16 protein-coding genes are annotated in these 12,159 nt (G+C 36.0%); 7 read left to right on the forward strand and 9 right to left on the reverse strand.

Translation table 11 applies throughout. The features are described from left to right. Positions 1 to 62: 62 nt before the first annotated feature. The 9 genes from mgtE to kdsC all read right to left on the reverse strand — a co-directional run bounded on the left by mgtE (position 63) and on the right by kdsC (position 6,981). Positions 63 to 1,424 carry a magnesium transporter gene (gene mgtE / locus V6255_RS02675; RefSeq protein WP_341626753.1) on the reverse strand — a complete coding sequence of 454 codons (1,362 nt, stop codon included), beginning with the start codon at positions 1,422 to 1,424 and terminating at the stop codon, positions 63 to 65. A 14-nt stretch (positions 1,425 to 1,438) separates the two neighbouring features. Next, entirely contained in the window at positions 1,439 to 1,714 is a 276-nt protein-coding gene (locus V6255_RS02680; protein ID WP_341626754.1) for an HPr family phosphocarrier protein, read from the reverse strand. Between the two features lie 6 nt (positions 1,715 to 1,720). Then, positions 1,721 to 2,563 carry an RNase adapter RapZ gene (gene rapZ / locus V6255_RS02685; RefSeq protein ID WP_341626755.1) on the reverse strand — a complete coding sequence of 281 codons (843 nt, stop codon included), beginning with the start codon at positions 2,561 to 2,563 and terminating at the stop codon, positions 1,721 to 1,723. Between the two features lie 16 nt (positions 2,564 to 2,579). After that, positions 2,580 to 3,023: a PTS IIA-like nitrogen regulatory protein PtsN gene (gene ptsN / locus V6255_RS02690; protein ID WP_341626756.1), complete on the reverse strand. Its 444-nt coding sequence runs from the start codon at positions 3,021 to 3,023 to the stop codon at positions 2,580 to 2,582. 97 nt (positions 3,024 to 3,120) lie between these two features. Beyond that, on the reverse strand, positions 3,121 to 4,566 hold the full coding sequence (locus V6255_RS02695) for an RNA polymerase factor sigma-54 (RefSeq protein ID WP_341626757.1): 1,446 nt from the start codon (positions 4,564 to 4,566) through the stop codon (positions 3,121 to 3,123). 33 nt (positions 4,567 to 4,599) lie between these two features. Then, positions 4,600 to 5,325, reverse strand: a complete 726-nt coding sequence (gene lptB, locus V6255_RS02700; protein WP_160060527.1) for an LPS export ABC transporter ATP-binding protein — start codon at positions 5,323 to 5,325, stop codon at positions 4,600 to 4,602. Between the two features lie 2 nt (positions 5,326 to 5,327). Beyond that, a complete protein-coding gene (gene lptA / locus V6255_RS02705) occupies positions 5,328 to 5,882 on the reverse strand; it encodes a lipopolysaccharide transport periplasmic protein LptA (RefSeq protein WP_341626758.1) in 555 nt (184 codons plus the stop codon). Then, positions 5,869 to 6,432: an LPS export ABC transporter periplasmic protein LptC gene (gene lptC, locus V6255_RS02710; RefSeq protein WP_341626759.1), complete on the reverse strand. Its 564-nt coding sequence runs from the start codon at positions 6,430 to 6,432 to the stop codon at positions 5,869 to 5,871. Before lptC ends, lptA begins: the two co-directional genes overlap by 14 nt. Next, positions 6,433 to 6,981 (reverse strand): 3-deoxy-manno-octulosonate-8-phosphatase KdsC, encoded by a 549-nt coding sequence (kdsC, locus tag V6255_RS02715; RefSeq protein ID WP_341626760.1) that lies wholly within the window; start codon positions 6,979 to 6,981, stop codon positions 6,433 to 6,435. Between the two features lie 366 nt (positions 6,982 to 7,347). On the opposite strand from kdsC, the gene V6255_RS02720 reads away from it, so the two are divergent. From V6255_RS02720 to murA, 7 genes are read left to right on the forward strand one after another with little or no spacing between them, the layout of a single operon-like run. After that, positions 7,348 to 8,154 (forward strand): ATP-binding cassette domain-containing protein, encoded by an 807-nt coding sequence (locus V6255_RS02720; protein ID WP_341626761.1) that lies wholly within the window; start codon positions 7,348 to 7,350, stop codon positions 8,152 to 8,154. Continuing rightward, complete coding sequence (mlaE, locus tag V6255_RS02725; protein ID WP_341626762.1) at positions 8,154 to 8,942, forward strand: lipid asymmetry maintenance ABC transporter permease subunit MlaE; 789 nt, start codon at positions 8,154 to 8,156, stop codon at positions 8,940 to 8,942. Before V6255_RS02720 ends, mlaE begins: the two co-directional genes overlap by 1 nt. Position 8,943: 1 nt before the next feature. Further along, on the forward strand, positions 8,944 to 9,414 hold the full coding sequence (gene mlaD, locus V6255_RS02730; RefSeq protein ID WP_341626763.1) for an outer membrane lipid asymmetry maintenance protein MlaD: 471 nt from the start codon (positions 8,944 to 8,946) through the stop codon (positions 9,412 to 9,414). Beyond that, positions 9,414 to 10,034 (forward strand): MlaC/ttg2D family ABC transporter substrate-binding protein, encoded by a 621-nt coding sequence (locus V6255_RS02735; RefSeq protein WP_341626764.1) that lies wholly within the window; start codon positions 9,414 to 9,416, stop codon positions 10,032 to 10,034. The genes mlaD and V6255_RS02735 overlap by 1 nt, the downstream gene beginning before the upstream one ends. After that, the gene (locus tag V6255_RS02740) at positions 10,031 to 10,282 is read left to right on the forward strand and encodes a hypothetical protein (protein WP_341626765.1); all 252 of its coding nucleotides are present in this window, start codon (positions 10,031 to 10,033) and stop codon (positions 10,280 to 10,282) included. Before V6255_RS02735 ends, V6255_RS02740 begins: the two co-directional genes overlap by 4 nt. Positions 10,283 to 10,291: 9 nt before the next feature. Then, positions 10,292 to 10,540: a BolA family protein gene (locus tag V6255_RS02745; RefSeq protein ID WP_160060536.1), complete on the forward strand. Its 249-nt coding sequence runs from the start codon at positions 10,292 to 10,294 to the stop codon at positions 10,538 to 10,540. 19 nt (positions 10,541 to 10,559) lie between these two features. Next, positions 10,560 to 11,819: a UDP-N-acetylglucosamine 1-carboxyvinyltransferase gene (murA, locus tag V6255_RS02750; RefSeq protein ID WP_341626766.1), complete on the forward strand. Its 1,260-nt coding sequence runs from the start codon at positions 10,560 to 10,562 to the stop codon at positions 11,817 to 11,819. Positions 11,820 to 12,159: the final 340 nt, after the last annotated feature.

Consider the following 12,159-nt stretch of genomic DNA (forward strand, 5'->3'; position numbering starts at 1 on the left):
AACCATCTATCTTTAGTAATAATATAAAGTAAATGATTAGTTATGATATTCATATTTAAGGTTTAATGACGTAGGACTAGTGTTGCCATTCCTAAAAATGAAAATAGACCAATAACGTCAGTAACGGTTGTTAATGCCATACCACCCGCAAGCGCAGGATCTATTTTATATTTGTGCATTAACAGTGGGATACAAACACCTGCAACACCTGCAATAGAAAGGTTAATAAACATCGCACCTGCAATGATATAACCAACTTGCATATCTCCTTTCCACAAGACGACGGCAGTGGCGACTAAAACAGCCCAAATCATGCCGTTTAGCAGGCCAATGGCCGCTTCTTTACCAATTAACCAACGTGTATTACTGCTGCTGATATGGCCAACTGCAATACCTCGAATAACTAAGGCTAATGTTTGGTTACCGGCAATACCGCCCATACTCGGCACGATGGTCATTAATACGGCTAATGTTGCTACTTGCTCTAGAGTAGCTTCGAACATATTGGAAACAGAGGCTGCAATAAAAGCGGCAACTAAATTAACAGATAACCATACCGTACGACGTTTAGCACTAGGCAAAATAGGGGCAAAGGTGTCTTCGTCATCATCCATACCTGCCATACCCATCATCGAGTGTTCTGCATTTTCTCGAATAATGTCTACGACATCATCAATCGTTATACGGCCCAATAATTGTTTGTTATCGTCAATAACAGGGGCTGAAATCCAGTCATGTCGTTCAAATAGTTTGGCTATTTCATTTTCTTCCATTAATACTTGAAGCGGTTCTGTATCATGCTTCATTACATCGCTGATGATAGAAGTGGTTTCTACTGTTAATAAAGTTGATAAAGAAACGTCACCGAGTAACTTATTATCAGTATCAACAACATATAATGCATCAGTCGTATCGGGTAACGAACCTTTTAAGCGTAAATAGCGCAGAACGACTTCAATGGTTACATCAGGACGAACCGTAACTGTATCGGTATTCATCATCGAGCCAGCAGTGTCTTCAGGATATGCTAAAGCCAGTTCAACTCTTTGCCTGTCCTGCGTATCCATTTGTTCTAATACAGCTCTATAGACACTGTCAGGGATGCCTCTTAATACATAAGCTAAACCATCGGTTTCCATGCCTTCAGTTGCTGCGACAAGGTTATCTGTTCCCATTAAATTAATGATGCCATCTTTAGCATCTTCGTTTAATTCTTCTAAGATTTCACCGTGTTGATCATGGTCTGTTAAGTTCCATAATACTTTACGATCTGCAGGAGGGGAGGATTCTAATAAAAAGGCGACATCACAAGCTGGCATTTTATCTAAAATGCTGCGTGCTAAAACAAACATACCGTGTTCAAGTGCTTTTTTTACTTCTTGAAGTCGTAGCTGGGTATTATCAACTTTAGTGTTTTCCAGCATACTTGCCCCTAGTATTATTCTTCTTCTAAAAACTTATTTTCGATGAGCTCAGTAACAGCTAACATCGCTTCGTGTGCTTGTGCACCTTGCGCTTCTATTTCAATCTCTTGACCAAAACAAGTTTCTAATACTAATAAACCAAGTACGCTACCAGCATCTGCTTTTTTTTCATTGTGTGTGATGGTGATTTGCGCATCAAAAGCATTAACTAATTCAACTAGTTTTATCGTTGCACGTGTGTGCAAACCGAGTTTGTTTTGTATTGTAATTGTTTGCTTAATTTTATCCAACAGGAATTACTCCTTTAAACATTTATGTTCAATTTGTATTTGGTACTTATGTTTAAAACGTGCTGCTATTTGTTCTGTGACATAGACAGAACGATGTCTACCGCCAGTACAACCAATAGCAATGGTGACATAGTTGCGGTTGTTTTGTTCTAGGTGTGGCAGCCAAGTTAAAAATAGGTTTTCGATATTAGTGATAGTTTCTTTGACTAATGGGAAGGCACTTAAATAGTCTTGAATAAGTTTATCTTTGCCTGAGTATTCTTTTAAGTTTTTTTCCCAATATGGATTAGGTAAAAAACGCACATCAAAAATATAATCGGCATCTTGCGGGTGTATATGTTTAAAACCAAAAGATTGGAAAATGACTAATAAATTACTCTTAGTCGAGCCTTGTAAGTATATTTTTAGGTGTTCATTTAAATTATGAACAGATAGGGCTGTTGTATCAATTGAAAAAGCAGAGAGCGCTTGTAGTGGTGCTAACATCTCTTTTTCTAATTCTAAGGCTTGAGATAAAGAGTGCTTTTGTTTGGAAAGAGGATGTAAACGTCGAGTCTCACTATATCGACGAATTAACTCACTGGTTAGCGCATCTATATAGATGATTTCTAATTCTACTTTTTTTTGTAATGCTTCAACAAGCTGTTTAATTTCATCAACTTCAGTTGGCATATTACGTATATCTAAGGTGACCGCTATTTTATTGTCTTTTGGGTCGACCGTATCAATTAATTGTTCTAGTAATTGATACGGGACACCGTCAATACAGTTGTAACCTAAATCTTCAAGTACATGGAGGGCAATTGTTTTTCCTGATCCTGAACGACCGCTAATAACAATTAACTTCATATCTACTCCTGTGATTTTATAACGTCAGTAATTCAAATAACTCTTGGTTGCTTTGCGCACTTCGTAATTGGCGTAAAAACTGTTTATCTAGTAACTTTTGGCTTATTTCTGATAAGGCAGAAAGGTATTGCTTACAAAGATCTTCTGGCACGAATATAGCAAATAATATATCGACTTTATTACCGTCATATGAATCATAATCAATGCCTGTTTCACACTGTAAAAAGACTGCTGTTGCTGGTAATTCACTAGAAATTTTGACGTGAGGAATAGCGATACCTGATCCTACTCCTGTCGACCCAATTTTCTCACGTGCAATCAAGCTTTCGAATAGCTCTTGCGAATCTAAGTTTAATTCTTTGGCCGCAATCAGGCTGATTTTTTCTAAAGCACCTTTTTTACTAGTGCAGGCAGTTTGGCAGAATACTGAATCTTTATTTAATAAAGTAGATATTTTCATAATATATAGTTTAACTGTACTTAATGGACGCGCGAGTCTAGCAGGTTAGCATTAAATAACTATAGTTAATCCCAATTTTATTTGCGTTGCTCACTAATTAAAGTAATTGCTTTCGCTGGTTAGAAGGTGGAATACCTAATGATTCTCGGTACTTAGCAATAGTACGTCTTGCTACTTGAATACCTTTTTCTTCTAATAACTGCGTTATCTTGTTATCACTTAAAGGTTTAGTTGTTAACTCTGCTGCAACGAGCTTTTTAATTAAAGCACGGATAGCTGTTGATGAACATTCACCACCGCCATCGGTTGCAACATGACTCGAAAAGAAAAACTTCAGTTCATAAATACCACGAGGAGTATGCATAAACTTTTGCGTAGTCACACGAGAAATAGTTGATTCATGCATTTCGACTTCAAACGCAACATCATTTAAAACCATTGGTTTCATCGATTCATCGCCGTATTCAAAGAAAGCTTGTTGTTGTTGCACAATACAGTTCGATACTTTTAATAATGTTTCATTGCGGTTTTCTAAGCTTTTGATGAACCATTTCGCTTCTTGCAAATGGCCTTTAATGAATTGAGAGTCCGTTTTGCTTATGTTACCTGAGCACATATTTGCGTATTGTTGGTTAATCGATAAATTAGGATCGCAATCTTGATTTAATGATACTCGCCATTGTCCTTGAATCTTTTTAACATAGACATCTGGAATAATATATTGTGTTTCACTTGTTTCAACACCATTACCTGGTCGGGGTTCTAAGCTTTGAATTAAGCGCATGATTTCTGCAAGTTGCGCTTCTTTGAATTTACTTTTACGTGCAAGTGTTCTGTAATCTCTGTTGCCAAGAAGATCCATGTATTGTTCAAGTATTTGAATAGCTTCGTCACGCCATGGCGTTGTATTTGGTAATTGGCGAAGTTGAATTTGTAAACACTCTTGAGTGGTACGAGCTGCGACACCTAGTGGATCGAAATGCTGGATACGTTTTAATACTACTTCTACTTCATCTAATTCTAAATCTTCTAAATCAGCTTTTAAGCTATCTAAAATACTTTCACAGTCAGTGGTCAAATATCCTGACTCATCGATAGAATCGATAATTGCCATTGCAATGACTTGATCCGTTTCAGTAAAAGGCGTTAATTGCATTTGCCATAATAAATGGTCTTGTAGAGAAGTCGAAGATTCTCCCTGATAGACTGTACTTTCACCGTCATAAGCAACAGCACTAGAGGTGTTACCTGTAATAGGCGTAGAGTTATAAGATTCTTCCCATTCTTTTTCTGCAGGAAGATCATCTGAAAATTCTTGTTGGGAAATGGCTTCTGAAGTATCAACTTCACTGCTATCAGCTTCTTTGACTAACTCTTCAGTACCCGTTTGATCATCTTGCTCTAAAAGAGGATTTGAATCTAATGCGTTTTGAATCTCCTGTTGGAGATCGAGCGTTGATAGCTGCAATAGTTTTATTGCTTGCTGTAATTGAGGGGTCATTGCTAATTGCTGACCCATTTTCAATTGTAAACCCTGTTTCATCAAAACATATCTTCCTGAACGTATGGTTACGATTTAAAGTTTAAATTCTTCACCTAGATAAACGCGCTTCACATGGTCGTTTGCTAATATCTCATCTTGTGTGCCTACGGCTATGATCTCTCCGTGGCTCACTATATATGAATGCTCACAAACATCTAATGTTTCTCGTACATTATGGTCTGTAATCAATACGCCTAGACCGCGATCACGTAATTGTTGAATAATATTTTTTATATCAATGACCGATATAGGGTCAACCCCTGCAAAGGGCTCATCTAACAAGATAAATTTTGGCTCAGTTGCTAGTGCTCGTGCAATTTCTACACGACGTCGTTCACCACCAGATAAGCTCATTCCTTTACTGTTACGGATATGGGTGATGTGAAATTCTTCTAATAGTGTATTTAGCTTTTCATCTCGTTGTGGCTGCGTTAGTTCTTTACGAGTCTGCAAAATCCCCATAATATTTTCAGTCACGGTTAAGCGGCGGAATATAGAGGCTTCTTGAGGTAAGTAGCCAATACCTTTTTGCGCTCGAATATGCATCGGATCGCTAGAGATATCTTCGTCATCGATAACGATACTGCCATGGTCTTGTTTAACGAGACCAACAACCATATAAAAAGAGGTTGTTTTTCCTGCGCCATTAGGACCTAATAAACCAACTATTTCACCTGTTTTAACTGTTAGGCCGACACCATTTACAACAGTACGTCCTTTATAACTTTTAACTAATCCGCTTGCTCGTAATTCTGCCATATTTACTGTTCTCCAGTCGTTTTTGGAGTAGAAGATTTAGTTGAATCTGTGCTTTTTTCTTTTTCAAACTGAGCCGGCAAGAAGACTGTTTGTACACGTTCTTTTTTACTTTGATCGGTCGTGACATTCAGTTCTTGGCTTTTTAAAAAATAAACTATTTCTCCACCATTTACCTGACTATCTAATTGTTTCACTTGTGCGCTTTTAGATAATGTTATTTTGCCTTTTGCGACTTCATAGCTGATGTGTTTTGCTTCTGCATCAAGTGGTTTTCCATCATCTTGTATTTGATGAAATGTTGCTACATTACCTTCTGCAATCATCATTTCATGATTGGGTTTAGTACCACGGATAACCGTTAGTTTATCTGCCGTAATTTTAATGGAGCCTTGCGTAAGTAAAACCTCATCAGTAAAAACGACTGTGTTAGTTTTCAAACTTGCATGTTGTTTTATAGAAGAAACATGAATAGGTTGATCGAAATCAGACTCTAATGCTGAAGCATTTACATTAAACAGCGAAATAGTAAGTAAAACTGTTAATTTATTTAGATTCATTAAGGTATACCGCTTTTATATTAGAATTAAGTTTCATTTCTTCTGTGACCATTGATGCCCAAAATCCAACACCTTCTTGTTTAACTTGTGGTCCTGTCCATGTGACTTTTTGGTCGCTGCTAATTTCTTTACTATCCAGTTGCAATGTTGCTTGAGCTGTAGACATTGTTTGTACTAATTGATCTTTACTGAGGTTCTCAACTAAAACGTCTCCTGATAATAGTAAGTTATATTTTTCTGTCAATGTGCCTGTTTTACTGGTTAATTGCCATGTTGTTATAACATCCGTTTTTATATCTTTGGTATAAACAATCACTTTAGGATACTCAAATAAAGTGGTGTCATTTTCAGGGAAATTAGTCATTTTCTCTGCAAACACTCGATAATCATTAAAGCCAAACTCATCGTAATGATTACTTTGTACATCGTCAGCAATATAACTAGGATGATGATCAGGAAGAGATGAAAGTTCTATATCTGGTTTTACATATATCCATACTATAAATGCAACTAATAGGGCTATAAAAGGAATGCTCTTACGTTTGTTCATTTATTCGCTTTTACCTTGAGTCATTGAAAGTTGTCCATGGCATTGTAAAAATAAGTCACAAATTTCACGTACGGCTCCAAATCCACCTTTAACTGTTGTCACTAAATCCGCTTTTTGTAAAACCAACGGATGAGCATCATTAACCGCTATTCCTAAGCCTGACTGTTCCATGACAGGTAAGTCTACAACATCGTCACCGATGTAAGCCGTTTGCTCGGGTGTTAGATTTAGTTTTTCTAATAATGATTGGTAAACACTTAACTTATCATCTTTGCCTTGATAAATGTGTTTAATACCTAGTGCAGACATTCTATTTTCAACTATATTAGATTGTCGACCAGTAATGATAGCTACTTTTATACCTTGCTGCATTATAGCTTTAAGTCCAAATCCATCTTTTGTATGGAATGCTTTAAGTTCTTCACCATCATTGCCTAAATAAATTCGACCATCAGAAAATACACCATCAACATCACAGACAAAGAGCTTTATTTTTTTTGCTTGTTGAAAAACCTCGGTGCTGATTTTTCCATAAGGGGTATCAATCATTTATCGACTCTTTTTAAGATGCTAGTAATATATTATGAAAATATCAAAGTACACACAGTAAGGCGAGCATTGATTATTTCAAATTCAAAATATGTGCCAATCATAACAAGACTACTTACCATTAAATAGATTAAACAGTATTAATGTCGTTATTAATGTCATAATTATCGAAACTATCATAAAGATAGTTTGTCAGAAAAGAGCCACAAGTTACATTATACGCTTGCTAAATTTAGCTTATTTACCTTTTTATAGGTAAAATCCAATCTAAATTATTATTTTACTACGATTTAGTCCGATTATTAATTGCCTTTCATGGTGGAGTTATTAGACTGAGCTTTCTTTTTCTTAGAGAAAAATGTATTTATGCCAACACAACACATTGTAATTAATCAACTTAGCTTTACGCGCCAACAAAAGAAAATTTTTGATAAGCTCGATATGCAATTTGAACAAGGTAAAATCACCGCTGTGCTTGGACCAAGTGGTATTGGTAAAACAACTTTACTAAAATTGATTGGTGGACAAATTCCTGTCGATAGTGGAGAAGTTATCTTCAATGGAACTTCAATTCATGAATGTTCTGAAAAAGCGCTTTATAAAGCACGTAAAAAAATGGGCATGTTATTTCAAAGTGGCGCGCTATTTAATGATTTAAGCGTGTTTGAAAATGTGGCTTTTCCATTACGAGAACATACTCATTTAGATGAAAAACTGTTGTCGACGTTAGTATTGATGAAGCTGAATGCTGTTGGTTTACGTGGAGCAAAAGATTTATATCCATCACAATTATCGGGAGGAATGGCTAGACGCGTTGCGTTAGCACGAGCCATTGCACTGGATCCTGAAGTCATTATGTATGACGAACCTTTCACGGGACAAGATCCTATCTCAATGAATGTGTTGTTAAAATTAGTTAAACAACTCAATGACACATTAGGTTTAACATCTATCATTGTTTCACATGATGTTAATGAAGTCTTATCGATTGCAGATAATGTTTATGTTTTTGCCGATAAAAAAATTATTGCGGAAGGTACTGTTGATGAAGTGTTAGCACAAAAAGATAATGCATTATTACAACAATTTTTAGCGGGTGCAGTTCAAGGGCCTGTCCCATTTCATATGCCTGCTAATGATTATCGAGCAGATTTAGAAGAGGTAAATCGATAATGTATCAATACCTTACACAAGTATTACAAAATACTGGTACTTATACTTTGCAATCTATACAAGGTATCGGGCAGTCAGCGGTAATGTTTTATCGTACTTTATTTGCGAAACCCCACCCTAAACTATTTCATTTATGTGTTGCACAAGTTTATCAGTTAGGGATTTTGTCATTACCTATTATTATAACTGCAGGTCTTTTTATTGGTATGGTACTGAGCTTACAAGGTTATTATGTTTTGGTAGACTATGCCGCCGAAGAAAGCTTAGGTAGTATGGTTGCTTTATCTTTATTGCGTGAACTTGGGCCGGTCGTTGCCGCCTTACTCTTCGCAGGACGAGCTGGGTCTGCATTAACGGCTGAAATAGGGCTAATGCAAAGTACAGAGCAAATTGCCAGTATGGAAATGATGGCTGTTTCTCCTTTAAAACGAGTCATTGCACCTCGTTTGATTGCAGGTATCCTCACTTTACCGCTATTAACTTTAATATTTAACCTAGTTGCTATCTGGGGAGGGTTTTTGGTTGGTGTTAGTTGGATGGGAATTGATGGTGGTTCTTTTTGGTCTGTAATGGAAGGCAGTGTTCATTTCGTTCCAGATGTTGTGAATGGTATGATCAAAAGTCTTATCTTTGCTTTTATTGTTACTTGGGTTGCTTTATATAATGGTTTTCATGTGATTCCTAATGCACAAGGGATCAGTAGAGCAACAACCAAAACCGTGGTATTAGCTTCGTTACTTGTTTTAGCGATGGACTTTTTACTGACTGTTATTATGTTTGGAGGCTAAAATGCCACAAAAAAAATTAGAAATTTGGGTTGGGTTATTTGTTGTTGCAGCAATCGCCTCTTTTATTGTTTTAGCGTTTAGTGTTGCAGGCTTATCTTTTAAAGGAGAAGGCGGTAGTTATACGTTACAAGCTAACTTTAGTAATATTGGTGGGTTAAAACCACGTGCTCCCGTTAAATTAGGTGGCGTTGTTGTTGGACGTGTTGAATCTATTTCTTTAGATACTAAAACTTATACCCCTTTAGTTACGCTTTCGATGTTCGAAAAACAAGGTTTTTACCCTGAAACCTCTTCTCTTGCTATTTTAACCTCTGGATTATTAGGTGAGCAATATGTTGGTATTAAACCTGGTTTCATTCTTGATGATACAGAGATGTTAGGTAATGGTGATGTCATTGAAGATACTAAGTCTGCATTAGTACTTGAAGACCTCATCGGGCAGTTTATTTATTCTATTAATAAGGACGACTAATGCGCTTATTTATTTATGTTTTTGCTTTTTTATATTCACTTTCATTTTCACTGATGGCGAGTGAAAATGATTTAACTGATCCTAACAAAACGTTACATACTTTATCGACTAATGCTTTTGAACGTTTAACCAGTGAAAAAGACAGACTAGCGAAAGAGCCTGAATACATTAAAGTAATTATTAATGAAGAGCTTATTCCTTATTTTGATTACAAATATGCAGCCTATAGTGTGGTTGGTCCACATTTGAGTGATACGACTGCTGAACAACGAGATAATTTCGTTGAAGCATTTCGTACTTACTTAATTAATGCTTATGGTCATATATTGATTAAATATGATCAGCAAACGCTCACAATACTCGATAATAATAATTTTAAGGATAAGAAAATTGTTAGTGTTCCTGTTAGAATGCGCGACAATAATGGGCAAGTAACCCAACTAGATTTTAAATTGCGTAAAAATAAAAAAACAGGTGAGTGGAAAGTTTTTGATGTGATCGCTGAAGGTGTCAGTATGTTAGATACTAAACGATCAGAGTTTGGTTCATTAATTCAGAAACAAGGAATTGATGAAGTGATTAAATTACTACTACAAAAAAACGATGAGTTTAAATCATGAGTAACAGCATGTTGCTTGAACAAGATTTATTGCTTGCTAATTTAAGCGAGCAAACCTATCCCGCTCTAGATACTTATAAAGCAGTTGAAAACTTAGATTTATCGCAACTAAATAACGTTGACTCGGCCGGAGTCGCTTATTTAGTACAAATTAAAACACAATATCCTGCATTACAATTAGTTAATGTTTCAGCAAAATTGCTTGTTTTAGCTGAACTTTATGGTGTAGAAAATTTTTTTGAAAAATAATGGTTTATTATGAATACTGAAATAATTAAAGAAAAATTAGAACAAGCCCTGACATTGGACGTTTGTATTGTTAAAGGCGAAAATGGTACTTTTCAAGTGATTGCTGTGAGTGACATGTTTATTGATATGAGCCGCGTTAAAAAACAACAAAGTATCTATGCTCATTTGTCTGAAGAGATAGCAACTAATGCTATTCATGCGTTAACAATTAAAGCGTTAACACCAGATGAATGGCAAAAACAAAAACATTTTATTTAGTAAGTTTATAGGGATTTTCATGGGTCAATTTATTATTCAAGGTGGCTGCCAATTAAATGGTGAGGTTACTATTTCTGGTGCAAAGAATGCAGCTTTACCAATTTTATTTGCTACTTTGTTATCAGAAGGTGATATCAATTTAAGTAATGTACCGCTTTTAAAAGACATATCTACAACACTTGAGCTATTAAAAGAGCTAGGTGCTACTGCTAGCCAAGACCAGCATACAGTTCATATTAATGCTAAAGATGTTAAAAATTACACAGCTTCTTATGAATTAGTAAGAAGTATGCGAGCTTCGATTTTAGCATTAGGCCCTTTAGTTGCTCGTTTTGGCGAAGCTGATATCTCATTACCTGGTGGTTGTGCAATTGGTGCGCGTCCAGTGAATTTACATATTCATGGTTTAGAGCAAATGGGTGCCACTATTAAAGTAGAAGATGGCTTTATTAAGGCACGTGTTGATGGTCGCTTAAAAGGTTGTCACCTATATATGGACCTTGTAAGTGTTACGGGGACTGGCAATTTAATGATGGCTGCATCACTTGCAGAAGGCATCACTACGATTGAGAATGCTGCTAAAGAGCCTGAAATTGTAGATCTTGCTAATTTTATTAATGGCATGGGTGGTAAAATTACTGGCGCGGGTACTGATACAATCATTATCGAAGGTGTTGAAAAGCTAGGTGACTGTGCTTACCAAGTACAACCTGACCGTATTGAAACAGGTACTTTCTTAGTCGCTGGTGTTGTGAGTGGTGGCAAAGTACGTTGTGTTAAAACTGATCCATTATTATTGACTGCTGTATTATCTAAATTAGAAGAAGCTGGTGCATTAGTGACTACCGGAGATGATTGGATTGAAGTCGATATGACAGGCCGTACTTTAAAGTCAGTTAATATTACAACAGCACCACATCCTGCTTTTCCTACTGATATGCAAGCTCAATTTACTTTATTGAATACCGTTGCACCGGGTACTGGTCGTATTAAAGAGAATATCTTTGAAAATCGTTTTATGCATGTCCCTGAGTTAATCCGTATGGGCGCTAATATCGAATTGGATGGTAATTTAGCTATTTGTGGTGACAATGATAAGCTAAGTGGTGCAACTGTAATGGCAACTGATTTACGTGCCTCTGCAAGTTTAGTCATTGCTGGTTTAATCGCACATGGCGAAACAACAGTAGATGAAATTTATCATATCGACCGTGGTTATGAAGCTATAGAAGATAAACTTATTCCACTAGGTGCTAAAATGCGTCGAGTAGAATCTTAGTTTAAAAAGTTGTACTGAATAGATGATCTCTATTCTATAAATAAAAAGAAAGCTTCGGCTTTCTTTTTTTATATCAAAAATTCAAGGAGATCGTATTTATAGAAGAGGGATAGATGAATAAAAAACGGGCTATAAACGGGAAAAACGATTAACAAATTTAGGTTAAATTACCATGTTATTTTTCTAGTAAAAATACAATGACTTTTTACTCAATCCCATTTTTATGTTGAACTTTTTACTCTTGATAGCAGAGCATGATTCATTTTTATGTTGAACTTTTTACTATTGATAGCAGAGCATGATTCATTTTTATGTTGAACTTTTTACTATTGATAGCAGA

Source organism: Psychromonas arctica (assembly GCF_038155225.1).
Classification (GTDB): Bacteria; Pseudomonadota; Gammaproteobacteria; order Enterobacterales; family Psychromonadaceae; genus Psychromonas; species Psychromonas arctica_B.

Excerpts from the sequence above, each read along its gene's own strand:
- mgtE (WP_341626753.1), bottom strand. The coding sequence starts at position 1,424 with ATGCTGGAAAACACTAAAGTTGATAATACCCAGCTACGACTTCAAGAA.
- rapZ (WP_341626755.1), bottom strand. The coding sequence starts at position 2,563 with ATGAAGTTAATTGTTATTAGCGGTCGTTCAGGATCAGGAAAAACAATT.
- ptsN (WP_341626756.1), bottom strand. The coding sequence starts at position 3,023 with ATGAAAATATCTACTTTATTAAATAAAGATTCAGTATTCTGCCAAACT.
- V6255_RS02695 (WP_341626757.1), bottom strand. The coding sequence starts at position 4,566 with ATGAAACAGGGTTTACAATTGAAAATGGGTCAGCAATTAGCAATGACC.
- lptB (WP_160060527.1), bottom strand. The coding sequence starts at position 5,325 with ATGGCAGAATTACGAGCAAGCGGATTAGTTAAAAGTTATAAAGGACGT.
- lptA (WP_341626758.1), bottom strand. The coding sequence starts at position 5,882 with ATGAATCTAAATAAATTAACAGTTTTACTTACTATTTCGCTGTTTAAT.
- lptC (WP_341626759.1), bottom strand. The coding sequence starts at position 6,432 with ATGAACAAACGTAAGAGCATTCCTTTTATAGCCCTATTAGTTGCATTT.
- kdsC (WP_341626760.1), bottom strand. The coding sequence starts at position 6,981 with ATGATTGATACCCCTTATGGAAAAATCAGCACCGAGGTTTTTCAACAA.
- V6255_RS02720 (WP_341626761.1), top strand. The coding sequence starts at position 7,348 with ATGCCAACACAACACATTGTAATTAATCAACTTAGCTTTACGCGCCAA.
- mlaE (WP_341626762.1), top strand. The coding sequence starts at position 8,154 with ATGTATCAATACCTTACACAAGTATTACAAAATACTGGTACTTATACT.
- mlaD (WP_341626763.1), top strand. The coding sequence starts at position 8,944 with ATGCCACAAAAAAAATTAGAAATTTGGGTTGGGTTATTTGTTGTTGCA.
- V6255_RS02735 (WP_341626764.1), top strand. The coding sequence starts at position 9,414 with ATGCGCTTATTTATTTATGTTTTTGCTTTTTTATATTCACTTTCATTT.
- V6255_RS02740 (WP_341626765.1), top strand. The coding sequence starts at position 10,031 with ATGAGTAACAGCATGTTGCTTGAACAAGATTTATTGCTTGCTAATTTA.
- V6255_RS02745 (WP_160060536.1), top strand. The coding sequence starts at position 10,292 with ATGAATACTGAAATAATTAAAGAAAAATTAGAACAAGCCCTGACATTG.
- murA (WP_341626766.1), top strand. The coding sequence starts at position 10,560 with ATGGGTCAATTTATTATTCAAGGTGGCTGCCAATTAAATGGTGAGGTT.